20 protein-coding genes are annotated in these 20,461 nt (G+C 66.5%); 12 read left to right on the top strand and 8 right to left on the bottom strand.

Going from position 1 to position 20,461, the window contains the following annotated elements; all coding sequences use genetic code 11:
- The first annotated feature begins 832 nt into the window (after positions 1–832).
- The 11 genes from rpmH (at position 833) to ACOABP_RS09060 (ending at position 9,453) form a co-directional block, all read left to right on the top strand.
- The gene (rpmH, locus tag ACOABP_RS09110; RefSeq protein WP_008650850.1) at positions 833–967 is read left to right on the top strand and encodes a 50S ribosomal protein L34; all 135 of its coding nucleotides are present in this window, start codon (positions 833–835) and stop codon (positions 965–967) included.
- 142 nt (positions 968–1,109) lie between these two features.
- On the top strand, positions 1,110–1,556 hold the full coding sequence (gene rnpA / locus ACOABP_RS09105) for a ribonuclease P protein component (protein ID WP_474224621.1): 447 nt from the start codon (positions 1,110–1,112) through the stop codon (positions 1,554–1,556).
- Between the two features lie 8 nt (positions 1,557–1,564).
- Positions 1,565–1,864, top strand: coding sequence for a membrane protein insertion efficiency factor YidD (yidD, locus tag ACOABP_RS09100; protein WP_474224619.1), 300 nt, complete (start codon positions 1,565–1,567; stop codon positions 1,862–1,864).
- Between the two features lie 21 nt (positions 1,865–1,885).
- Positions 1,886–3,562, top strand: coding sequence for a membrane protein insertase YidC (gene yidC, locus ACOABP_RS09095; RefSeq protein ID WP_474224617.1), 1,677 nt, complete (start codon positions 1,886–1,888; stop codon positions 3,560–3,562).
- 127 nt (positions 3,563–3,689) lie between these two features.
- Positions 3,690–4,460: a trans-aconitate 2-methyltransferase gene (tam, locus tag ACOABP_RS09090; protein ID WP_474224615.1), complete on the top strand. Its 771-nt coding sequence runs from the start codon at positions 3,690–3,692 to the stop codon at positions 4,458–4,460.
- 94 nt (positions 4,461–4,554) lie between these two features.
- Positions 4,555–5,328, top strand: coding sequence for a CHAD domain-containing protein (locus ACOABP_RS09085; protein WP_474224613.1), 774 nt, complete (start codon positions 4,555–4,557; stop codon positions 5,326–5,328).
- A gap of 46 nt (positions 5,329–5,374) precedes the next feature.
- Positions 5,375–6,802 (top strand): tRNA uridine-5-carboxymethylaminomethyl(34) synthesis GTPase MnmE, encoded by a 1,428-nt coding sequence (mnmE, locus tag ACOABP_RS09080; protein ID WP_474224611.1) that lies wholly within the window; start codon positions 5,375–5,377, stop codon positions 6,800–6,802.
- Complete coding sequence (locus tag ACOABP_RS09075) at positions 6,799–7,308, top strand: hypothetical protein (RefSeq protein ID WP_474224609.1); 510 nt, start codon at positions 6,799–6,801, stop codon at positions 7,306–7,308. The genes mnmE and ACOABP_RS09075 overlap by 4 nt, the downstream gene beginning before the upstream one ends.
- A gap of 101 nt (positions 7,309–7,409) precedes the next feature.
- Positions 7,410–7,997 carry a TetR/AcrR family transcriptional regulator gene (locus ACOABP_RS09070; protein WP_474224608.1) on the top strand — a complete coding sequence of 196 codons (588 nt, stop codon included), beginning with the start codon at positions 7,410–7,412 and terminating at the stop codon, positions 7,995–7,997.
- Positions 7,998–8,089: 92 nt separating this feature from the next.
- Complete coding sequence (locus tag ACOABP_RS09065) at positions 8,090–8,650, top strand: OB-fold protein (RefSeq protein ID WP_474224606.1); 561 nt, start codon at positions 8,090–8,092, stop codon at positions 8,648–8,650.
- 221 nt (positions 8,651–8,871) lie between these two features.
- Positions 8,872–9,453: an Sbal_3080 family lipoprotein gene (locus ACOABP_RS09060; protein ID WP_474224604.1), complete on the top strand. Its 582-nt coding sequence runs from the start codon at positions 8,872–8,874 to the stop codon at positions 9,451–9,453.
- 32 nt (positions 9,454–9,485) lie between these two features.
- Here ACOABP_RS09060 and ACOABP_RS09055 read toward each other — a convergent pair whose 3' ends face one another.
- The 4 genes from ACOABP_RS09055 to ACOABP_RS09040 all read right to left on the bottom strand — a co-directional run bounded on the left by ACOABP_RS09055 (position 9,486) and on the right by ACOABP_RS09040 (position 14,891).
- The gene (locus ACOABP_RS09055) at positions 9,486–11,498 is read right to left on the bottom strand and encodes a methyl-accepting chemotaxis protein (protein ID WP_474224602.1); all 2,013 of its coding nucleotides are present in this window, start codon (positions 11,496–11,498) and stop codon (positions 9,486–9,488) included.
- A 282-nt stretch (positions 11,499–11,780) separates the two neighbouring features.
- A complete protein-coding gene (locus tag ACOABP_RS09050) occupies positions 11,781–12,755 on the bottom strand; it encodes a M14 family metallopeptidase (protein WP_474224600.1) in 975 nt (324 codons plus the stop codon).
- An 87-nt stretch (positions 12,756–12,842) separates the two neighbouring features.
- Entirely contained in the window at positions 12,843–13,823 is a 981-nt protein-coding gene (locus tag ACOABP_RS09045) for a Bug family tripartite tricarboxylate transporter substrate binding protein (protein ID WP_474224598.1), read from the bottom strand.
- A gap of 132 nt (positions 13,824–13,955) precedes the next feature.
- Complete coding sequence (locus ACOABP_RS09040) at positions 13,956–14,891, bottom strand: LysR family transcriptional regulator (RefSeq protein ID WP_474224596.1); 936 nt, start codon at positions 14,889–14,891, stop codon at positions 13,956–13,958.
- A gap of 106 nt (positions 14,892–14,997) precedes the next feature.
- On the opposite strand from ACOABP_RS09040, the gene ACOABP_RS09035 reads away from it, so the two are divergent.
- A complete protein-coding gene (locus tag ACOABP_RS09035; protein ID WP_474224594.1) occupies positions 14,998–15,828 on the top strand; it encodes a MerR family transcriptional regulator in 831 nt (276 codons plus the stop codon).
- A gap of 66 nt (positions 15,829–15,894) precedes the next feature.
- On the opposite strand, the gene ACOABP_RS09030 is transcribed toward ACOABP_RS09035, so the two are convergent.
- The 4 genes from ACOABP_RS09030 to ACOABP_RS09015 form a co-directional block, all read right to left on the bottom strand.
- Positions 15,895–16,767, bottom strand: coding sequence for a metal-dependent hydrolase (locus ACOABP_RS09030; protein WP_474224592.1), 873 nt, complete (start codon positions 16,765–16,767; stop codon positions 15,895–15,897).
- Positions 16,764–17,765, bottom strand: coding sequence for an alpha/beta fold hydrolase (locus ACOABP_RS09025; RefSeq protein ID WP_474224590.1), 1,002 nt, complete (start codon positions 17,763–17,765; stop codon positions 16,764–16,766). The genes ACOABP_RS09030 and ACOABP_RS09025 overlap by 4 nt, the downstream gene beginning before the upstream one ends.
- The gene (locus ACOABP_RS09020) at positions 17,762–18,655 is read right to left on the bottom strand and encodes an SDR family NAD(P)-dependent oxidoreductase (RefSeq protein ID WP_474224588.1); all 894 of its coding nucleotides are present in this window, start codon (positions 18,653–18,655) and stop codon (positions 17,762–17,764) included. The genes ACOABP_RS09025 and ACOABP_RS09020 overlap by 4 nt, the downstream gene beginning before the upstream one ends.
- Before the next feature lie 75 nt (positions 18,656–18,730).
- Positions 18,731–20,296: a flavin-containing monooxygenase gene (locus tag ACOABP_RS09015; protein ID WP_474224586.1), complete on the bottom strand. Its 1,566-nt coding sequence runs from the start codon at positions 20,294–20,296 to the stop codon at positions 18,731–18,733.
- Between the last annotated feature and the right edge of the window lie 165 nt (positions 20,297–20,461).

Here is a 20,461-nt window from a genome sequence, read left to right as displayed (position 1 = left end):
CGATGGCACGTCACGGGTGGACGCGGCGCTTGCGTTCCGGAACCCCTGCACATGCCTTTTGCGTCATTTTTCAAACGCGAAAGGCAATACACCGTCCACGAATGCAGTGCATCGCAACGGCAGTTCAAACGGGTATACATCACGGTATACCGAGGCAGGCAGTCCCGGGTTGTGCGTGCGCCACGCGGCCCGTGTAGTGTTTGGACCCGGATTGTACCCCCCGGTCCAAGTTATCCACAAAGGATAACCCTGTGGACAAGTTGTGAAAAATCAGTGGATTTGTGTGCACAACCGGAGCGGAAGGCGCGCCAGGCAAGGGGCTCCGGGACCCGATAATCCATCGGAAACAAGGACTTGACCCCTGGAGGTACCACCGATAGGTGACCGGGAATACCCACAGAGTTACCCACCGATCGTTGTGGACAATGGTGCACCGGCGTTCACGGCGGCTTGCGCCTCACATGTGGCGCACATGCAGGAAGTGGCCATCCGGCGCCTTGACACTCGCGACGAAAATCGGTTAAATGGCGGGTTCTGCGATGCGGCAGGGGATCACGTATGCGCATCGCCGGGTCTGGCCCGTTCCGCTACATGTAAACAATGTGCGGCATCAGGCAAGCGGCCTGATCCCCGCCAGCGCTTCCGGCCCACACGGCCTGAGCCAGCGGCGGCCGGCAGCAAGACAGAACCAGAATCGTCGGCATGGCCGCAGCAACCTCGGTGGATACCGAGCGTCCGCATTGCGGCAGCCCCATGCGAACCATACGCGGCGGCCAAGGCGCCCCGGCATCGGCCGGCGCCCGGAAAGCCCGGATCAACCAGAGAGTGCAACATGAAACGTACCTACCAACCTTCCGTTACCCGCCGCAAGCGTACCCATGGTTTCCGCGTGCGCATGAAGACCCGCGGCGGCCGTGCCGTGATCAACGCTCGCCGCGCCAAGGGCCGCAAGCGCCTGGCAATCTGAGGGCCGGGCGACCGGCCCGGATGGCAGGCAGCGTGACGGTTCGCCGTCCGCGTTGCTGCTGTCGTCCGGCCCAGCGCCTCGCACTCAGGATGGCCAGGACCGCCGCCGCCGAAGCCCGGCTTGTCCGCTAGCTTTGAACAGCGTGTCGACCCATGCCTTTCCCAAAGCCGCGAGGCTGACAAAGACGGATGAATTTTCATCCGTTTTTGCATTGCGGCCTCGGCGTCGCAGCACGCATTTCGTGCTGTACGTAAGGGCCAATGGCCAGCCTCAGGCGAGGCTCGGCATCGTCGTGGGCAAGAAGTTTGCGCCGCGCGCCGCCGAGCGCAACCTCGTGAAGCGCATGGTGCGGGAACTGTTTCGCAGCCGGCAGGACCAATTCGCGGGCCGCGATATCCTGTTGCGGTTGCAGGCAAAGTTTCCGCGTGCGGACTTTGCCAGCCGGTCGGCCATACGGCGTGCCTGCCGGGCCGAGCTCGGCAGCTTGCTGGATGTGGCCGCCAGGCCACTACCACCTGCGCCAACCGTCCCGGCAACCGGCGAGCCGCCTGCATCGGCCCCACCTGCCGCGCCTCCCGCGCCAGCCTGACCATCATCATGAAGCGAATCCTGCTTGCCCTGCTGCGCATCTACAAGATCGCCCTGAGTCCTTACCTGGGCTCGCAGTGCCGCTTCCTGCCCACTTGTTCCGACTATGCCCGCGACGCCATCATCAGCCATGGCCCCGCGCGTGGCACGTGGATGACCGCGTGCAGACTCTGCCGTTGCCATCCTTTCGCAAAGGGCGGGTATGATCCCGTGCCCGAGCCTGTAGTACACGGAAAGGCCTCCGCGGTGCCTCCCGCAGCCACCGCATCCGGCCGCCCGTCCATCACGGTCCGGCTCCCCAGACCCTGATTCCCCAGACCATAGCGAGACATGGATATCAAACGCACCATCCTGTGGGTCATCTTCTCGATGTCCCTCGTGCTGCTCTACGACAACTGGCAGCGCGCCAACGGCCACGCGTCGATGTTCTTCCCGAGCGCCAACACGCAACAGCAGGCCGCCCCGGCTGGTGGCGCCAGCGGTGCCACGGCGCAGGGTGACGTGCCCAAGGCCAACGCCACTGGCGCGTCGGCACCGGGCGCCGTGCCGGGCGCGCCGCAGGCGGCTGCCCAGCCCGCTGGCGAGAAGGTCATCGTCACCACTGACGAAGTGCGTGCCGAGATCGACACCGCCGGCGGCATCCTGTCGCGCCTGGAACTGCTCAACGAGCACGAGAAGGACGGCAAGCCGGTTGTTCTGTTCGAACGTGACGCACAGCGCACCTATCTGGCCCGTTCCGGCCTGATCGGCGGCGATCTGCCGAACCACACCACGGTGTTCACGGTCGCCCCGGGCGCCCGTGCGCTGGCACCGGGCCAGGACAAGCTCGACCTCGTGCTGACCGCCGAAAAGGGCGGCGTGAAGTTTGTGAAGACCTACACGTTCCGCAAGGGCAGCTATGTGGTCGACGCACGCTTCGACGTGACGAACGCCGGCACGGCGCCGGTTTCGCCGACGCTGTACCTGGAACTGGCACGTGACGGCACCAAGGTGGAACAGTCGCAGTTCTACAGCACGTTCACGGGCCCGGCCATCTACACGAACGCCGACAAGTACCACAAGATCACGTTCGACGACATCGCCAAGGGCAAGGCCTCCGTGCCGGCCGCCACCGACAACGGCTGGGTGGCGATGGTGCAGCACTACTTCGCTTCGGCCTGGATTCCGCAGAACGGCAAGCAGCACAGCTTCTACGCCGAGCAGATCGATCCGAACCTGTACCGCGTGGGTATCCAGCAGCCGCTGGGCCAGCTGGCCCCGGGCGCCACGGTGAGCACCGATGCCCGCCTGTTCGCCGGCCCGCAGGAAGAGCGCATGCTCGAGCAGATCACGCCGGGCCTGGAACTGGTCAAGGACTATGGCTGGCTGACCATCCTGGCCAAGCCGCTGTTCTGGCTGCTGGAAAAGCTGCACGGCTTCCTGAACAACTGGGGCTGGTCGATCATCGCGCTGACCGTGCTGATCAAGCTGGTGTTCTTCCCGCTGTCGGCTGCCAGCTACAAGTCGATGGGCAAGATGAAGGACCTGCAGCCGCGCATGACGGCCGTCCGCGAGCGCTACAAGGGCGACCCGCAGAAGATGAACCAGGAAATGATGGCGCTGTACCGCACCGAGAAGGTCAATCCGCTCGGCGGCTGCCTGCCGATCGTGATCCAGATTCCGGTGTTCATTGCGCTGTACTGGGTGCTGCTGTCGTCGGTGGAAATGCGCGGTGCGCCGTGGCTGGGCTGGATTCATGACCTGTCGGTGCCGGATCCGTTCTACATCCTGCCGATCGTGATGGCCGTGTCGATGTTCGTGCAGACCAGGCTGAACCCGACCCCGCCGGACCCCGTCCAGGCCAAGGTCATGATGATCATGCCGCTGGTGTTCTCGTTCATGTTCTTCTTCTTCCCGGCCGGCCTGGTGCTGTACTGGGTTGTGAACAACATCCTGTCGATTGCCCAGCAGTGGCAGATCAACCGCATGCTCGGCAAGGGCAAGGCCGCGGCGGTAGCCAAGAGCTGACCTCCCGGTTGCAAACCCGACCCACGAAAAACCCGGCTGCCAGCCGGGTTTTTCTTTTTCGGCGTATCCTTGCAGTCTTATGTCTTATATAAGACTTAAGCTCACTAACAGGACAAGGGGATACACCATGACATGGTCGGCCAGCCAGTACGTGCAATTCGAGGATGAACGGACCCGCCCGGTGCGGGACCTGGTCGGGGCCATCCCCACCGTCAGCGCCACGCGGGTGGTCGACATAGGCTGCGGGCCGGGCAATTCCACCGAAGTGCTGGCGGCCCGGTACGCCAGCGCGGAGGTCGCGGGCCTGGACAGCGACGCCGACATGATCGCCGCCGCGCGCAAGCGCCTGCCGAACCTGCACTTCGATATTGCCGACGTCACGCAATGGGCCGATGGCGGGCCCTGGGATGTGATCCTGGCCAACGCCGTGTTCCAGTGGGTGCCCGATCACGCCAGGCTGTTCCCGTCGCTGATCGGCAAGCTCGCGCCGGGCGGCAGCCTGGCCGTGCAGATGCCGGACAACCTCAACGAGCCGCCGCACCTGCTGATGCGCGAAACGGCGCTGGAAGGCCCCTGGGCGTCCAAGCTCGCAGCCGCCGCCGATGCCCGCACCGCGCTGGCCTCGGAGCGCTGGTATTACGAACTGCTCAAGCCGCACTGCTCGCGCGTGGATATCTGGCGCACGATCTACCAGCATCCGCTCAAGGGCGGCCCCGCCGCCATCGTCGAATGGTTCAAGGGCAGCGGTCTGCGGCCCTTCCTGGCGCCGCTGGACGATGCCGAGAAGGCCGAGTACCTGCGGCAGTACGAGGCCAGGCTGGCCAAGGTGTTTCCGGCAATGCCCGACGGCACCGTGCTGCTGCCGTTCCCGCGCGTGTTCATCGTGGCCACGCGCTAGAAATCCGATGGTGGCGGACGGCGACCGCGTGCGCCATCGCCTACACTAGACGGACGTTGCGCAGTTACTCTCTTTCCACTTCGGAAACATCGCAATGAGCCGTCAGTCCGTGCTGCACCGGAAGATGCGTCCCGCCGCCGCGTTCGTTGCCCTGGGCGAATCGGGGCTGGGGGCCGTTCACGATCGCCTGGACGCACTCCAGCATCGCGACGAAGTGGAGGATGTCCATGAGTTGCGCGTCGCCGTACGCCATCTGCGCGCGGTGGCGTGGGCCTTCGGCCCGGTGCTGCCCCGCCAGGTAAAGGCGCGCTGGAAGCAGGCCCTGCGCGATGTGGCCGATGCCGCGGGCGATGTGCGCGACTGGGACGTCTTTATCGCCGAGACCCTGGCCCCGGCGCTGGTGAAGCAGCCCGAAGACGCGTTGCTGGTAGCACTGATCGAGACCGCCCAGGCCAGGCGCACGCTTGCCCACGCCGAGATGATGACAAGATTGTCACGCTACCGGCAGGCACCACTGCCCACGTTGAAACGCGACCTGCTGCATCTTGCAGGGCAGGACGCCAGGGGCCGACTCGAAACCTTCGCACCGAAGCGCATCCGCAAGGCCCGCGAGAAGGTTCGCGAGCGGGCCCGCATTGCCCGCGACGGGAAGACCGAGCACATTCACAAGCTGCGCATCGGCAACAAGCGCCTGCGCTATGCCATCGAGGCACTGTCCGATGTCCTGCCTGGCCGCTATCGCAAGCGTCTGCGCAAGAAGCTGGTGGCGCGGCAGTCGGAACTGGGCGCCGTGATCGACGGCGCCGTGGCGCGCCGGCTGATGTGCGAGTGCCTGTCGGTCGAACCGCCCAGCGACGCGCCGGCATGAGCCGCAGCCAATCCGGTCCGCGGGGCGATCTGCGACAATACTGCACATGACTGCAACCCAGCTTCCCATTGCCGCCATCGCCACCGCACCGGGCCGCGGCGGCATCGGCGTCGTACGCGTATCCGGCCCCGATGTCGCCAGCGTCATGCGTGCCGTCTGCGGCCGCGCGCTGCAGCCGCGCCATGCCACCTACCTGCCATTCCTGGACGGCCACGGCAAGGTCATCGACCACGGCCTGGCGCTGTACTTTCCGGCACCGAATTCCTACACCGGCGAAGAAGTGCTCGAACTGCAGGGGCACGGCGGCCCGGTAGTCATGCAGATGCTGCTGGCGCGCTGCCTGGAAGCCGGCAAGGACATCGGCCTGCGCGTGGCCGAGCCCGGTGAATTCACGCGCCGCGCCTTCCTGAACGACAAGCTCGACCTGGCCCAGGCCGAAGCCGTGGCCGACCTGATCGAAGCCAGCACCGAGGCCGCCGCACGTTCGGCCGCGCGTTCGATGGAGGGCGAGTTCTCGCGGGCCATCCACGCGCTGGTCGAGCAGGTCATCCACCTGCGCATGCTGGTGGAAGCCACGCTCGACTTCCCCGAGGAGGAAATTGACTTCCTGGAAGCGTCCGACGCCCGCGGCCAGCTCACGCGCATTCGCGAAAGCCTGGCCGGCGTGCTCAAGCAGGCGCGGCAGGGATCGTTGCTGCGCGAAGGGCTGTCGGTCGTGCTGGCCGGGCAACCGAATGTCGGCAAGTCGTCGCTGCTCAATGCGCTGGCGGGCGCGGAACTGGCCATCGTCACGCCGATCGCCGGCACCACGCGCGACCGCGTGCGCGAGACCATCCAGATCGACGGCATCCCGCTCCATATCATCGACACCGCCGGCCTGCGCGACGACGCTGCCGACGAAGTGGAGCGCATCGGCATCGAACGCACCTGGGACGCGATCCGCCGCGCGGACATCGTGCTGCATCTGGTGGACGCGGCCGACTACCTCGAACACGGCATCTCGGAAATCGACGATCACATCGACGACCGCCTGAGCGGCCAGCTCCCGCCCGGGTCGCCGATCGTGCGCGTAGTCAACAAGATCGACATGGCGCCGTCGGCCGGCGAGATGGGCTTCGGCGGCAACCGCCCGCACGTGGTGGTGGCCAACGGCCCCAACCCCACCGAAATCTGGATCTCGGCGCGCACCGGCGCCGGCATCGACCTGATGCGCCGCGAACTGCTGCGCCTGATCGGCTGGCAGTCCGGCAACGAGGGCACGTTCCTGGCGCGCGAGCGCCATCTCACCGCACTGCGCAACGCCCAATCGCACCTGGACTGCGCCGTGGAACGCGCCAAACAGAACGCCCAGGCCCTGGACCTGTTCGCCGAAGAGCTTCGCCTCGCACAGGATCACCTGAACAGCATCACGGGCGAATTCACCAGCGACGACCTGCTGGGGACAATCTTTACGCGGTTCTGTATCGGCAAGTGAGCGGCCTGCAGCCTCCGGGGGCGCCCGCAGGCCGCCCCCTCACTCCCGGCGAGCAGTCGCTCGCCCGCTCGGTATTCGCGGATACCGTCGACTACGCCACCGTCCGCGTTCATCATCGCAACTACGTTTTCTGGCAGGGTGCGAACTACATCATCACGCCCAATGGCCATATCTACCTGGGCCGGAATCTGCGCGGGCTGGATGACTTCAGTGTGGCTGGCCTGGCGATGCAGGGGTTGTTTATCCACGAGATGACGCATGTCTGGCAGCACCAGCAAGGTATCAACGTGCTGCTGCGTGGTGGGCTGGAGCAGGTCCGGCACTTCTGCGGTTTCAACCAGTACCGGTACCGGCTGGAATCGGGCAAGGCGCTCGGACAGTACAAGCTCGAACAGCAGGGCGAGATCGTGCGCCACTACTTCCTCGCACAGCGTGGACAGCCCACGCCGTACAGCGCGACGCAGTATCTTGCTGCGCTTGGCAGCCAGGGGCCGACCATCGTGTGATGCGTCGCGTGCATCGCAAGCGAAGGAAGCCTCCATGCCCGCGCGTTGACTTGCATGACGATGTGGCGGACCATCGGCCACATCGCCAACTGGAGCAGATCATGCCGCGCGTATCGAAAGCGGAAGCGGAGAAGAACCGCGCCATCATTGAGCAGGTGTCCTCGCGGCTGTTTCGCGAGCAGGGCTTCCACGGCATCAGCGTGGCCGACCTGATGGGCGCCGCCGGGCTCACGCATGGCGGCTTCTACGGCCATTTCGAATCGAAGGATGCGCTTGCGGCCATCGCCTGCACCCGGGCATTCGAAGAGTCCGAGGCGCGCTGGCGCAAGCGTGTCGGCGAGGCGCCTGACCATGCCACCGCACTGTCGTCGCTGATCGATGGCTACCTGTCCGCCCGCAATCGCAACAATGCCGGTGCCGGCTGCCCGGTGGCGGCGCTGGCCAACGATGTGGCGCGCGAGTCCGACGACAAGCCGGTGCGTGCCGCCTTCCACGAAGGGCTGGAAACGCTGCTCGACATCCTGACCGACGTGCAGCCCGACGCCGCTGCCGACGCGCGCCGCAGTGCCGCCCTGGCGCAGATGGCTACGCTGGCCGGCGCGTTGATCCTGTCGCGGGCCACGCAAGGCACGCCGCTCTCGAACGAAATTCTGGCCGCCACGCGGGCCCGGCTGCTCCCGGAAGACTGACACGGCGTCAGGCGCGCTACACTGGCGGACTTCGCCGTCCTGCAGTCCCTTGCGAAGTCCCTGAAGATCCAGTCGCCCCAGAAGCCCGCCCGATGTTGAGCCGCACCAGACAAACCCTTATCGCCGTTGTTGCTGTCGTCGTCCTTTTCCTGCTGTGGTTCGTTGGCAATGAGAAGCAAGACGTGGCGCCGGTTGCCACCGTCTCCGTCCCCGACGAACCCGCCAGCTTGCCGCGCGGCATCCCGCGCAACGGCACGCTCGACCCGATCAGCATCGATCCGAACCGTCCCGCCGACCGTCTGCCCCAGTATCAGGCCGAAGGCCTGGCAGACGACTATCGCAACGACGCGGTGGCAGCGGACGACCGCTATCGCGGCCGCTACTTCATCGTCGAAGGCGTAGCCAGCGGCGTACGCCGCGACGGCGACAACCTGGTGCTGGAAATCCGGACCGACAACCCCGGCGAAGTGGTCCGTGCGGCGCTGCTCCGCCAGCAGATCTGCGGCCCGGGCACCCGCGCCTGCGAGGTGGAAGCGCGTGCCACGATGGTCCGGCGCGGCCAGAAGGTGGCCGTCGAGTGCACGGGCGCCGGGCAGGCCGAAGGCGGCACGCCGCTGCTGTCCGAGTGCCTGATCCGGGGCGGCGCCAACTGATCCGGCGGATCGGCGACGGATGCCGTTCACATGCCTCATGGGCAACTTTAGCGATTTGCGGCATCTGTCCCCCGCTGTTCCACGCATTGACTGCCCGCCGGCACGCCTACATTACGCAGGCATGCTGCCGGCAATGCGTCCCTGAACCGCGTCTCGAAGCTCCAAGCCCGAAGCGGATCCGGACGGCCGGCACCCTCGCCGACGCGCATCCAGGATCCAAGATGAAGAGAGCAACGATAGCCGCCACGCTGGCCCTGCTGGCCACGGGCTGTTCCACCTACCAGAGCGTGACGCCGGTCGACCGCGCAGACCAGGTCGACCCCATCGCCGGCTACCAGAACGGTGCCTATGGCGGCCCGGCGCAGTTCCGCGTGGACGGCAACCGCGTAGTGGGCGCCGATGGCGCGCTGTTCTGCGTGATCACCCACCAGGTCAATGGCAACGCCTATATCGACGACTTTGCCAATTCGCTGCGGGCGCGCAACTTCGAGGTGAAGATGCTGCCGCCGCAGTCGTCGGTGGCATCGTGCCCGATGACGGCCGTCTACACGGCCCAGCGCCAGACCTTCATCACGCCGTTCCTGGTGTCGGCCGACATCACCGTGTTCCGCAACGGCGAACGCGTGGGCAAGGCCGTGTTCAACGCCAACCGCAGCGCGGGCGGCATCAACCTGAGCCACCTGATCCAGCCCGATGCCAAGATCGACGAACTGGTCGACCGGCTGTTCCCGGGCCTGAAGCCCCAGCCGGCGCCGGCACAGGTATCGCCCGCCCCGGCACCGGCCACGGCCCCCGCGGCCTGACGCCGCAGGGTCGACACCGATACATCGGCTGGTCAGGCCAGCCGGAATACCTCCACCGCCTGGCGCAGTTCCTGCGCCTGGTGATGCAGGCTTTCGGCCGCTGCGGCCGCTTCTTCCACCAGGGCCGCGTTTTGCTGCGTGACGCCGTCCATCTCGGCCACCGCGCCGCTGACCTGGGCCAGCCCTTGTGACTGCTCGCGCGACGCCACGCTGATGTCGCCCATCAGCGCCGCAATGCCTTCCACGCGGCGCACCACATCGTCGATGGCCGTGCCGGCTTGCTGAACGGCCTCGTTGCCACTCTTCAGGTCGGCCACGGTCCGTTCGATCAGCTGCTTGATTTCGCCCGCCGCACTGGCGCTGCGCTGCGCCAGGCTGCGCACCTCGCCAGCCACCACGGCAAAGCCGCGCCCGTGCTCGCCCGCGCGGGCCGCTTCCACGGCGGCATTGAGCGCCAGGATATTGGTCTGGAACGCGATACCGTCGATCATGCCGATGATGTCCACCACCTGCTGCGCATTGCGATGGATATCGGCCATCGTGCCGACCACGCGCCCCACGGTGCTGCCGCCCGCGCGCGCCGCATCGGCGGCGCTGGCCACGGCCGCGTTGGCGTCGTGCGCATTGTCGGCGTTCTGCTTCACCGTGGCGGACAGTTGCTCGATGCTGGCGACGGTACGCTCCAGGCTGCCGGCCTGCGACGCCGTGCGCGCGGACAGGTCGGCGTTGCCGCTGGCAATCTGGCTGGTGCTGCCGGCGATGGCGCCAATGCTGCCGCGTACCTTGTCGACGATGCCGGTCAGGCCCTGGCCCACGCCGTCGATGGCGCGCATCAGCTGGCCGATCTCGTCGTTGCGGCGGGTATCCAGCCGCGTGGTCAGGTCGCCGGAAGCCAGGCGGCCTGCCGCGTCGGCGGCCTCGCCCAGCGGATGGCTGACCATCCGGCGCAGCAGCCACCAGAACGCTGCCGACACCGCCAGCGCGACCAGCAGGCCGAACGCCAGGAAACGGTTGCGGCTGGCTACGAGTTCATCGCGCAGCGATGCCATCGGCACCGTGCCCGCGATCAGCCATTGCCAGTCGGGATAGGTCACGAACGCGGTCAGCCGCTCGGTGGGGGCGCTGTTGCCGATGGCTACCGTGCCGACCACCGCACCGTCCCTGGCGGCAATCATGTCGCGAATCCACGGCTTGCCGTCGACATCCTTCGCGTCGATCTGCACCGTGCCTTCAGAGCCCGAGCGGTCCACCATGACCTTGCCCTGGTCGGCGCCGGCCTTGGCGTCGATGACGATGAACTGACCATCGGCCCCGATCGTCTTGCGGCGGATGCGGTTCTTCAGTGCGGCCAGTTCGGCCTCGACGTTCACGCCTACATACAGCGCGCCAACGATCTTGCCGCCGGCATCGCGCACCGGCTCGTACTTGCTCATATAGGGCTTGCCAAACAGCCAGGCCAGCGACCGGTACGACTTGCCCGACGCCACTGCCGCATAGGCCGGGCTGGCGCGGTCCAGCAGCGTACCCACCGCACGCTGCCCGTCCTGCTTCTTGAGCGACGTGGTCACGCGAACATAGTCGTCGCCGGTACGGGCGAACACGGTCGCCACGACGCCGCCGGTATTGGCGAAAAAGCGATCCGGTACTTCGAAGCTGTTGTTCAGCAGCAGGTCGCCGCTGCGAAAGGCCGGTGTGGGCTTGCCGGCCACTTCGATGGACTGGGACGGGTCCACCGCGTACGGGCCGGGCAGCACCGATGCAAAGTTCAGCAGGAACCGGTCGGCCTCCTGCAGCATGGTGTCATCGAGCTGGGCCACCAGTTCGCGCAGGGTCTGGCTTTCGGCGCTGATGGCGTCGCGGGCCTGCGACTCGAGCTGGTTCATGCTGCTGAGCGACAGCGCCAGCGAGAACGCGCAGAAAGCAATGATCTGAACAGCCAGCACAACCAGCGCAATGCGCGTGCCGATGCTCCAGCTGCCGGCGAGCGCGCGCACGCGGCCCGCCGCTGCCTGCTGGGGCAGGGTAAGGGAAGAGGTAGAAGACAAGGGGCGCTCCGTGAATAACGCCATGCGCCGTTGTGACGCACGGGCGACGTCTGCTCTGACGGCAGATCGTCACATCGCAGTTATCGGATGACGCGACAACGCCCTTGAATTAAAGAAATGCTTAATCTAGCTGTCGCCGACATATATCACGGCATGACAGGAAAAACGGGCACCGGACGCTACCTCTTGTGGGGGCCGCTTGCCGGTGCTTACCGCTGAAACACCCCTCTGCAACCAGTTTCAGTGTTTTTGTTGTTGTCTTTTCGTTGTGCGCGGTGCGACTCAGCTTTCAAGCTGGCCCAGCCGCACCACCGTCACGCCCGGCCGCAGCTGGCGCAGCGACGGCATCACCAGCACGCAGTTGGCGTACGGCGTGGTCACGGGCTCGCCATCGCGCCAGCCGATCACGGTGCCGGCGTCGGCAAACGTTTCCAGTCCTGTGTAGGGCCCCGCAAAGCGGAAGTCCATGCTGCTGGCCACCACCGGCTCGGTCACGCGCACCACGCGCTGGGCGGTGGGCAACGGCCGCAGCCATCCGGCCGGCAGGTCGGCTTGGTCGATGATTCCGGCATTGAGCAGGAAACGCGCGGTGCTGTCGCGTGCCACATCCACGGCACCGGCTTCCCAGTGCTGGCCGCATTCGATCAGCAGTGCGTTGCGCGCGCTGGCGGCATCGCCAAAACCTGCGTAGTCGCGCATGCGGCGGCCTTCGGGATGGCCCTCGTCGACGATGATGTCTGCCGGTGCCCCCACGGCGCGCGACAGCGCGATGCCCTTGTCCAGCGGGCCCGATACGATCAGCGGACGGCTTTTTTCGTGCATCGAATGCAGGTCGAGCAGCAGGTCAACGGTGTCGATGACCGGGCGCATGGCCCGGGCGCGGCGCAGTTCGGAGGAATCGCGCGACGGGTCGTCGAGCACGGCGGCCGTCCACACGCGGTTGAAGTCCTGGTCGACAAAGCGCGAGGCGTCGGGCCTGGCCGCATCGAACGTGGCATAGGCATCGACGTTGGCAAACGCCAGCGTCAGCCGGCCGCGCCGGGGGTGCAGGCCGTGATCGAGCAGGCCCGCCACGGTAATCGCGCCGCACACCTCGTTGCCGTGCGTCAGGGCATTGATCATCACATGCGGACCCGGCAGGCCGCTGTCGAACGTATGCACGTACGCGATGCCCGTGTTGCCTTCGGCATAGGGGCGGATATCGGAAAACTCGACTTCGACCGGATATGCGTCGAAGGAGGGAGCGCTCTGTGTCATCTGGACTTCCTTGGCTGCCCCTGACGGGCCAGCTATAACTAACATCTATTAATGATGGCAATAATACTTTTCCATCATTCGTAATATTTATTCCCGGATATCGGCGGTCTGCACGATCGTCTTGTACTTGGCCGTTTCGCGCTTCACGAAGCTGCCGAACTGGGCCGGATTGGCCGGCTGCACCTCGACGCCGGCCTCGGCCAGCTTCTTGCGCACGTCCGGCAGGGCCAGCACGGCCTGCATTTCAGTATTCAGCCGATCGATAATTGGCTTAGGTGTAGCACTCGGCGCCATCAATCCAAACCATACTCCCATATCCACGCCCTTCAGCGCCGGGGTCTCTGCCAGGGCCGGCACGTTGGGCGCCACGCTGGCGCGCTTGGCCTCTGTCACGCCGTACGCGCGCACGCGGCCGGCCTGGATATGGGGCAGTGCCGACGACAGCACCATCACCGCGAGGTCGATCTGGCCACCCAACAGATCGGTGGCCATGGCCGATGCGCCCTTGTACGGCACGTGCGTGATATTGACCTTGCCCTGCTGCTTGATCAGTTCGCCTGCCAGGTTCAGCGGCGTTCCCACGCCCGACGACGCGTACGACAGCGTGCCCGGCTTGGCCTTCGCCAGCGCCATCAGTTCGCTGGCATCCTTGGCCGGCAGTTGCAGCTTGCCGACCAGCACCATCGGCTGGGTGCCGACAAAGGTGATCGGCGCCAGGTCTTTCTCGCCGTCGTAGCGCACGGCCGGATTGGTCAGGCGGGCAATCGACACCTCGCTGCCCGAACCCATCAGCAGCGTGTAGCCGTCGGCCTCGGCCTTGACCACCTTCTGCGCGCCGATGGTGCCGCCTGCGCCACCCAGGTTCTCGATCACCACGCTCTGGCCCAGGCGCTTGCCCAGCTCGGGCGCCACGGTGCGCGCCACCAGGTCGACGCTGCCGCCTGCGGTGTAGCCCACCACCAGCGTGATCGGCTTGGTCGGATAGCCACCGGCCGCCAGGGCGCTGGCCGAAACGAGGGCACTACTGGCAAGGGAAACGGCGGCAAGCGCGCGCAGCATCGGGTTCATGATTTCTCCGGGCAGGTCTGTGAATGTTTTCCGGCGATGGTAGAGAGCGCGCACTGCTGCGGCATGCGGCTTTGGCAATAGCGGTTGCCGTTTCGGCAATGGTCGGGAATGGTGCGCGAGAGCGCACACGCACTACTTTGAGGCGGCTTGCCAGAACGCTTCGGCCAGCGCCCGCATCGGCGCACGCGGCCGGTACAGGCGGATGTCCAGGGCGAGGTCGGCGCTGTCGCCACCGTGCAGGTCGGCCCGCACCAGCCGGCCCGCGTGCAGGTCGTCGGCGATCAGCCGCGCGGGCAGCCAGGCCAGGCCCATGCGCTGACGCACCATCTCGTGGACCGACTCCGCGAAGTCGCTGACCGCGATCACATCGAGCCAGCTTGCCAGCTTGCGTCGCGCAACCTCCTGGTTGACCATGCGGCCCATGGTCAACGTCTCGGCGTAGGCGATCATCGGCACCGGCACCGGACGCGCACCGGCCTTCGGCTTCTGGAGCCGGAATTCGGGCCCGCCGCGCGCCGTGGCGGCCGATACGCAGACCAGCCGCTCGACACCCACGGCGTGGAAACGGTAGTGCGCATCGTCGAGCATGATCGGCAGGTCGTGCGGGCTGTAGCAGAGCAGGAAGTCGGCGTCGCCTTCGGTGAACATCTCCAGCGCGTCGTGCGTGGCGTGCGTGGACAGTCGCGTCCGGAAGCCCGCGCCAACCGGATCGTCACGCAATGCATCGCGCAGGCCGGCCAGCCATGCGGGCACCATCGAACGAGCCAGGGTCTTGCCCGTGGCAATGATGATGGTGCTGGCATCGGCCCGGTGCGCCGCACGCAGCGCCACGCGCGTGTCGTCGAGGGTGCGCAGCGCGGTCTGGGCGGCCTCCAGGAACTGCCGGCCCTCGTGCGTGAGCCGCACGGGAAACACACTGCGATCGATCAGCGGTGCGCCGGCCCACACTTCCAGCGCCTGCATGCGACGTCCGAACGCCGGCGGCGTGACGTTGCGCAGCTCGGCGGCACGCGCAAGGCTGCCAGCCTGGGCCAGACAGACGAAATCTTCGAGCCAACGGATATGCATGGGGACCGGGAACGTTGTTGGCGCATTGTAACGTCGCTGTCACGATGCGCTGCGGCGACCTGCTCCAAGCCCATGCCGCTGCGCCGCCTCGGTTAGAATTTTCGCCATGTCTTCCCCCAAGCGCGGCGCCAGCCCATCCTCCTCCGCTGCCGGCCCGTCCGATGCAACGCCATCGGACCGCGCCGCCTTTCCCGAATACACGATCGACGAACTGGCGCGCGCGGCCGGCACCACGGTGCGCAATATCCGCTCGTACCAGGACCGTGGCCTGATCGATCCGCCCGAGCGGCGCGGCCGCGTGGGCATCTACACCCAGACCCATCTTGGCCGCTTGCGGCTGATCCATCATCTGCTGGCGCGCGGCTATACGCTGGCCAACATCATGGAGCTGCTGAAGGCCATCGTCGAAGGCCACGACCTGCGCTCGATCCTGGGCCTGGAGACCGCGATCAGCAGCCCGTGGAACAGCGAGGCGCCACGCCACTATTCGTATCTGGCACTGGCCCGGCTGTTCGGCCGCGCCATCTCCCGCCCGGCGCTGGCAAAGGCCATCTCGCTGGGATTGCTGGAGCCTGACGGCTTTGGCTATCTGGCGCGCAGCCCGCGCGCCCTGGTGGCCGGCGCGGAGATGGCCCGCGCGGGTTTTCCGCTCGAAAACGTGCTGGACATCATCGACCATGCACGCGGCCACTTCCAGGCCGTGTCGGATCGCATCGTCGGCATGGTGGTACGCGAACTCGACAAGTTCGGGGAAGGGCAGCTGCCACCGGCGTCGGAAGTGCCGCGCATCGTCGACGTGCTCTGGCGCATTCGCCCGCTGGCACTGGTGGCGCTGGAGACCGAGATGATGCGGTCGCTGGAGATCTCGGCGAACAAATACCTGGGCGATCGGGTGGCGGCGATTCTCGAACACCTGAACGACAAGCCCGCCGAATAGCCGGGGCCCGATAACCAGGCGCCTCTCCCGCGCACGGGAGAGGCCAATCCCCTCTGCAATCGTCGGTTACGCCGCACTGCGAATCGACGGCGCGCGCGTACTCGCTCCTGCTCGAATAGCCGTATCTTCAATTTCAGCGATCAACGGCATGATGCGGCTCAGTTCGGCGCGGTTGTCCTCGTCCCACGGATGGAAGCCCGGGCGGAAGTAATCGAACCATTCCGGAATCATCTTGCGCAGCACGCCGGGCGACCCCCACAGGAAGTTCACCACGCGGCCGAAGCCCAACAGCTTGTTGCGGCACGTCTTGTCGGCCATCACCAACCGCACGTGGAACACGAACACCAGCGCCCAGAACGTGACGGTGGTGGTCAGCATCGTGAACGTGCGCAGGAAATAGCGATACGGCCCCGGCTTCATCACCGTGTTCCAGACGTCGTAGGCCACGGCCTTGTGTTCGGTTTCCTCCAGCGCGTGCCACGTCCACACCTGCCGGTAGCCGGGCTCGGACTCGCCCATGTGGCGCGGGTCGGACAGCATGCCGCCGGCCAGCATCGCCGTGTAGTGTTCGAGCGCGATGGTGTGCGCCAGCTGCCACGACTTCGGCAGGATCCTGCGCAGCAGGTTCAGCAGCTTCGCCACCGCGTTGTCGAGCCTCGACGCGGGCAGCCCCGCATCGTCCAGCAGCCGGTTGTAGAGGATGTGCTCGCGCGTGTGCATGGCTTCCTGCCCGATAAAGCCGGCCACGGCCTGCCTGAGTTCGGGGTCGGTCACGCGGTCGCGGTAGTTGCGCACGCTGTCCATGAAGAAGCGTTCGCCGGCCGGGAAGAAGATCGACAGGGCGTTGATGAAATGGGTCACGTGCTGCCCGCGCTCGTGCCAGTCGCAGATGCGTTCCGGCGGGAGATGGGGATGCACGTCTCGGCGGACTGGCATCATGATGTGGACTCCTGAGGCTGGGGGGTTGGCACCACGCGGGCACCGTCCAGAAAACGCAGCAGGTCGGCCGCCACGCGCTGCGGGTCTTCTTCCATCGGCACGTGGCCAAGACCCGCATAGCGGTGCAGCGTCACGTCGGGGATGCGTGCCGCGAACTCCGCGGCATGCGCGGGCGGGATCCAGCGGTCGCGGTCTCCCCACAGCACCAGCGTGGGTTGACGCACGCCGCGCAGCCGCTCGGTGTCGAGCTGATCGAAATCGAGCTTCGGCACCATGCGGCCCACCGCTTCGCGGCTGCCTGCTGCGTAAAAGAAATCGACGTAGCGGCGGAACGTGGCCTCGGGCACGCGCGTCGCATCGCCATACACATCGCGCGTGGCCGCGCGGATGATCCACTCGGGCAGCAGCCATGGCGCCGACCAGCGCACCGCCGCGTGGCGGAACAGGTCGATATAGATCGGCAGCTTCATCGGAAAGCCCGCCGCGTCGATCAGCACCAGCCGGTTCACCATCGCCGGGCGGCGCGCGGCGAGATCCCATGCGACCAGTCCGCCCAGCGAGTTGCCGATGAACGTGGCACGCGCCAGGTTCAACGCGGCCAGAAAGCCGTCGATAAAGCTGCGGTAGGCGTCGATATCCATCGTCGCGATGCGGCCGCGCGCATCATGCAGCGGCCCCGTCAGTCCAAACGGCGCGAGGTCCAGGCGAATCACGCGATAGCGCTGGCGCAGCGCCGGCATCAACCCTTCCCACGTGTGCAGCGATGCGCCGAAACCATGGATCAGCACCAGCGGCTCGCCCTCGGGCACTCCTTCCTCGGTGTAATGCACGAGCGCGCCCATCACCTGGATCCAGCGCGACGCAGGCAGCGCATAGCGGCGCGCCAGCGTGTCGCGCGACAGGCTGACCAGGCCCACGCGGCCCTGGCCGAACCAGCGCGTGAACGTGCCCGGTGGCGACTGCAACGCGGCCTCGCGCGACAGCGCGGCGCGCGTCATGCGCGCTCTCCGCCGCGTGCCGGTGCCGTGGCGGCATCCGGTACAAGCTGCTTGCGCTTGCGTCGCGTCTCGCGCACCACCAGCGACTGGTAGGCAGCCGGCAGCAGGCGCGCCATCGCATCGGCGGCCAGCGCATCGGGACCGATCAGCACGCGACGTTTGTTGGCACGCACGCCGTCCAGGATCACGCGCGCGGCCTTGTCGGCCGTGGTGATGAAGAACTTCTCGAATTCCTCGCGTCCCTGCTGGGCGTCGCGCACCAGCAGGCCGTTGACACTGGGCGATACCCGGCTGGCCCGCGCGATATTGGTCTTGATGCCGCCCGGGTGAACGGTGGTGGCCGACACGCCGCAGTCCATCAGGTCCAGTTCCTGGCGCAGCGCCTCGGTGAAGCCGCGCACCGCGTACTTGCTGGCGTTGTAGGCGCCCATGCCCGGCTGCGCGAACAGGCCGAACACGCTGGACGTATTGATCACGTGACCCTCGCCGCTGGCCTTCAGGTGCGGCAGGAAAGCCTTGGTGCCGTACACCACGCCCCAGAAGTTGATGCCGATGATCCATTCAAGGTCGTCGTAGCTCATGCCCTCGACCGTGCTCGACAGCGCCACGCCGGCGTTGTTGAAGATCAGGTTCACGTGGCCGTGGTCGCGCACCACGGCATCGGCCCAGGCGTAGACCGCAGCACGATCGGCCACGTCGACCGTGGCGATGGTGGCGCGCACGTCCGGCGCCAGGCGCTGCACGTCGGCCAGCGTCTGCGCCAGCCCTGCTTCGTTGCAATCGGACAGCGCCACGTGGCAGCCCGCCTGCGCGAGCTGCGTCGCCAGGCAGCGGCCCATGCCCGAGCCGGCGCCCGTGATCGCGGCAACCCTGTTGCGGAAATCCTTCATGCATGTCTCCTTTGGTCTTGTGTCTTGCGTCTTGCGTCTGGTGACTTGCGGGGTGCGAGCCGAGAACGGCTGGCCTCAGGCGCGGATCGGCCCGGCATGCGCGGCGTCCGCCAGCGGTTCGACGCTGGTGTGGCGCACGGGCCAGCGTTCGTAGTCGCTCATGCGGAACGACTGCGTGGCGCGGCGGAACTGGAACGTGAAGCCTGGCCACAGCGTGGTGTTCTTGTTGCTGCGCGGATCGATGTACCAGCTTGCGCAGCCGCCTGCGGCCCAGATCGCGTGCCCGAGCTTCTGCTGGATGCCGCGATTGAACGCGGCCTGCACTGGTGGGCGCACGTCCACGGCCTGCACGCGCTCGTGGCGCATCTGGCGCAGCGCATCGAGCACGTAGCTCACCTGCGACTCGATCATGAACACCATCGAGCTGTGGCCCAGTCCCGTGTTGGGGCCAACGATCAGGAACAGGTTCGGGAAGCCGGCCACCGTGGTGCCCAGGTACGCCTCGGCGCCATCGCGCCAGGCATCGAGCAGGTCGCGGCCCTCGCGGCCGACGATCACCCCACGCGGCAGCGGATCGGTGGCATGGAAGCCGGTGCCAAGGATGATCGCGTCGGCGGCACGGCGCGTGCCGTCGCGCAGCACCACGGCATCGGCCTCGACGTGATCGATGCCCGTGGTCACCACATCGACATTGCTGCGCGTCAGCGCTGGGTAGTAGTCGTTCGAGATCAGCACGCGCTTGCAGCCGATCGTGTAGTTCGGCGTCAGCGTCTGGCGCAACACGGGGTCGCGCACCTGCTTTTTCAGATGGCGGCGCGCCACGCGTTCCACGGCCTTCATGAGCTTCGGATGCACCACGAAGCCAAGCACGCGCGATTCGAGCATCCAGTACAGGCTGGTGCGCATCAGCGCCTGCGTGAATGGCAGATGGCGGAACAGCCAGCGCTCGACGCCCGTCACTTCGCGATCGGGCTTGGGCATGATCCACGGCGGCGTTCGCTGGTACAGGTCGAGCCGCGCCACCTGCGGTGCGATCTGCGGCACGAACTGGATCGCGCTGGCACCAGTGCCGATGACGGCCACGCGCTTGCCGGCCAGCGGATAGTCATGGCGCCATTGCTGCGAATGGAACACGGTGCCGGCAAAGCGATCGAGCCCGGGGATATCGGGAATCGACGGCCGGCTCAGGCCGCCCATGCCCGCGATCAGCACACGGGCGCGCACGCGGCGGCCATCGCGCATCTGCAGGCGCCAGAGCGCGGCGGGCGCGTCCCATTCGGCGTGCGCCAGTTCATGGCCCAGCCGCAGGTGCGGACGCAGGCCAAAGCGGTCGGTGCAGTGTTCCAGGTAGCGGCGGATCTCGGGCTGGGTCGAGAATATGCGCGACCAGTCGGGGTTGGGCGCGAACGAGAACGAATAGAGATGCGATTGCACGTCGCAGGCGCACCCCGGGTAGTGGTTGTCGCGCCAGGTGCCGCCCACCGCATCGGCCTTCTCGAAGATCAGGAAGTCGCCGACGCCCGACTGCTTCAGGCGGATACCCATGCCGAGCCCGGCAAAGCCGCTGCCGATGATGGCGATATCGCATGCCTGCTCCGCTTCGGTCGGAAGATGAGCCTGCAGGTCCAGAGGTGCATTCATGGGGCCGCTTTCCGGTGCGGTGTAACGAGACATCGTCGTTCCACGACTTCTCATTGACACCGTTGATCGTGACATTGAACGATGTCATCGTAGGCACCGGTATCTGGCCGGTCAATGCGACGGTTTGAAGAATGGCTCTATTTTTGGCCCTTTTCCAGCGTCGTT

The sequence above is a fragment of the Cupriavidus sp. HE11 genome (assembly GCF_056097175.1).
Note: the sequence above shows the minus strand (reverse complement) of the source record. Positions and strands in the feature narration are given on the sequence as shown.

Bases quoted from the DNA above. Each gene is read 5' to 3' on its own strand.
- rpmH (WP_008650850.1), top strand. From the start codon at position 833: ATGAAACGTACCTACCAACCTTCCGTTACCCGCCGCAAGCGTACCCAT.
- yidD (WP_474224619.1), top strand. From the start codon at position 1,565: ATGAAGCGAATCCTGCTTGCCCTGCTGCGCATCTACAAGATCGCCCTG.
- yidC (WP_474224617.1), top strand. From the start codon at position 1,886: ATGGATATCAAACGCACCATCCTGTGGGTCATCTTCTCGATGTCCCTC.
- tam (WP_474224615.1), top strand. From the start codon at position 3,690: ATGACATGGTCGGCCAGCCAGTACGTGCAATTCGAGGATGAACGGACC.
- ACOABP_RS09085 (WP_474224613.1), top strand. From the start codon at position 4,555: ATGAGCCGTCAGTCCGTGCTGCACCGGAAGATGCGTCCCGCCGCCGCG.
- mnmE (WP_474224611.1), top strand. From the start codon at position 5,375: ATGACTGCAACCCAGCTTCCCATTGCCGCCATCGCCACCGCACCGGGC.
- ACOABP_RS09070 (WP_474224608.1), top strand. From the start codon at position 7,410: ATGCCGCGCGTATCGAAAGCGGAAGCGGAGAAGAACCGCGCCATCATT.
- ACOABP_RS09065 (WP_474224606.1), top strand. From the start codon at position 8,090: ATGTTGAGCCGCACCAGACAAACCCTTATCGCCGTTGTTGCTGTCGTC.
- ACOABP_RS09060 (WP_474224604.1), top strand. From the start codon at position 8,872: ATGAAGAGAGCAACGATAGCCGCCACGCTGGCCCTGCTGGCCACGGGC.
- ACOABP_RS09050 (WP_474224600.1), bottom strand. From the start codon at position 12,755: ATGACACAGAGCGCTCCCTCCTTCGACGCATATCCGGTCGAAGTCGAG.
- ACOABP_RS09045 (WP_474224598.1), bottom strand. From the start codon at position 13,823: ATGAACCCGATGCTGCGCGCGCTTGCCGCCGTTTCCCTTGCCAGTAGT.
- ACOABP_RS09040 (WP_474224596.1), bottom strand. From the start codon at position 14,891: ATGCATATCCGTTGGCTCGAAGATTTCGTCTGTCTGGCCCAGGCTGGC.
- ACOABP_RS09035 (WP_474224594.1), top strand. From the start codon at position 14,998: ATGTCTTCCCCCAAGCGCGGCGCCAGCCCATCCTCCTCCGCTGCCGGC.
- ACOABP_RS09030 (WP_474224592.1), bottom strand. From the start codon at position 16,767: ATGATGCCAGTCCGCCGAGACGTGCATCCCCATCTCCCGCCGGAACGC.
- ACOABP_RS09025 (WP_474224590.1), bottom strand. From the start codon at position 17,765: ATGACGCGCGCCGCGCTGTCGCGCGAGGCCGCGTTGCAGTCGCCACCG.
- ACOABP_RS09020 (WP_474224588.1), bottom strand. From the start codon at position 18,655: ATGAAGGATTTCCGCAACAGGGTTGCCGCGATCACGGGCGCCGGCTCG.
- ACOABP_RS09015 (WP_474224586.1), bottom strand. From the start codon at position 20,296: ATGAATGCACCTCTGGACCTGCAGGCTCATCTTCCGACCGAAGCGGAG.